This is a genomic window from Protofrankia sp. Cr1 (genome assembly GCF_963555865.1).
Lineage (GTDB): Bacteria > Actinomycetota > Actinomycetes > Frankiales > Frankiaceae > Protofrankia.
In genome coordinates this window covers 15,837-17,835 of the sequence record NZ_CAUVXO010000063.1, presented here as the reverse complement: position 1 = coordinate 17,835, position 1,999 = coordinate 15,837, and the positions used below count along the sequence as shown (strand labels likewise).

General features: G+C 66.8%; 1 protein-coding gene. It reads left to right on the top strand.

The annotated features are described in order from the left end of the window. Positions 1–235: 235 nt before the first annotated feature. The coding region (locus U9980_RS08255) for a glycoside hydrolase family 15 protein (RefSeq protein WP_322767392.1) at positions 236–1,999 on the top strand (1,764 nt) is incomplete at its 3' end.

Sequence of the window (1,999 nt, the reverse complement as noted above, 5' to 3'; positions counted from 1 at the left end):
CCGGCGGCACCGAATTCGTCGTCCCGCATGTCACCCAGCACAGCACATCCCGACCACTGGTTGGCCGGCCGGGTCGGGCACGGGATCCCGATCTTCGTCCGTGGGCGCGGCCTGCGCGGGCCTCATCTTCATGACGGTTACTATCCGCTGTCTTGCCATCACGCTAGATGACGGCCTGTTCGATGTCCGGCGCGTCCCGTCCGGTGGGGTGCGTGGACGCAGGAGGAGAGTGAACGTGCGATCATCACCGACGAGGCGTGGCAGCACGAGCCCATTCCCACCCATCGCCGAGTACGCCTTCCTCTCCGACTGTGAGACCACCGCTCTGGTCGCGCCGAGCGGCAACATCGAGTGGATGTGCCTGCCACGGCCGGACGCTCCGTCGGTTTTCGGCGCGATCCTCGACCGGTCCGCAGGCGGCTTTCGGTTCGGACCTGACCGGACGATGATCCCAGCTGGGCGTCGTTACCTGCCGGGTACCAACATCCTGGAGACGACCTGGCAGACGCCAAACGGCTGGCTCATCGTCACCGACTGTCTGATTGTCGGACGTTGGCACCGCACAGCGCAGCGGTCCAACACCCACCGGCGCACGCCGACCGACTGGGACGCCGAACATGTCCTGCTCCGGCTCGCCCGCTGCGAGCACGGCTCGGTCGACCTGACGCTGCTGTGCGAGCCGAACTTCGACTATGGTTGCCGCCCGGCCGGCTGGGCATATGAGGCTGCGGACTACGGCAGTGCTGTAACTGTTAGTAATGGGAAGGAGGCTGATTCGGGCCATACCGACCCCCATGCCGGGCAGCATGGCGACCTGACCCTGCGACTGCGCACCGACCTGCGCCTGGGCTTCGACGGACGCCGGGCGCATGCCCGAACCACCCTGACCGAAGGCGGAACCGCATTCGTCGCCCTGACCTGGCGGGCGAGCGACCCGTTCCTGCCGGGTAGCTACACGGAGGCGGTGGCGGCGGTGGCGCGGACAACCGCGTTCTGGCGGCAGTGGCTCTCGCGTGGTGTCTTCCCGGACCACCCGTGGCGCCAGCATCTGCAGCGCAGCGCACTGGCGCTCAAGGGCCTGACCTACGCCCCCACCGGTGCGCTGCTCGCGGCGTCCACCACATCTCTGCCGGAGACGCCGCAGGGCGAACGCAACTGGGACTACCGGTACAGCTGGATCCGTGACTCCACGTTCACCCTGTGGGGTCTTTACACCCTGGGCCTCGATTCCGAGGCGAATGACTTCTTCTCGTTCATCGCGGACGTCTGCGAGAACGGTGACGACCTGCAGATCATGTATGGCGTCGGCGGCGAAAGTCGGCTGAATGAGCGGGTGCTTGGGCATTTGTCCGGTTATGAGGGGGCATTTCCGGTCCGGGTCGGCAATGCCGCGTTCTCCCAGCGCCAGCATGATCTCTGGGGTGCGATCCTCGACTCGGTCTACCTCCATACCCGGTCACGGGACTACCTCTCCGAGCGCCTGTGGCCGGTGCTGGTCAAGCTGGTCGACACCGCAGCCGAACACTGGCGGGAGCCTGATTGCGGCATCTGGGAGGTGCGCGGGCAGCTGCGGCACTTCACGTCCTCGAAAGTGATGTGCTGGGTTGCCGTCGACCGTGGCCGGCGGCTGGCGGCGATGCGCGGGGATTCGAAGACCGCGGACCGTTGGGCCGCTGTTGCCGACGAGATCCATGCCGACGTGTGCGCGAATGGTCTCGACGAGCGGGGGGTGTTCACCCAGTGCTACAACGCGAAGGCGTTGGATGCCTCGCTGCTGCTCATGCCATTGCTGGGATTCCTGCCGCCGGACGATCCGCGCGTGCGGGCCACCATCCTCGCGATCGCCGCGGAGCTCACGGTCGACGGTCTCGTCCTGCGGTATCGGGTCGAGGAGACCGACGATGGACTGGTGGGGGAGGAGGGCGCCTTCCTGATGTGCTCCTACTGGTTGGTGTCCGCCCTGGTGGAGATTGGCGAGGTGGTCGCCGCCCGGCAGCAC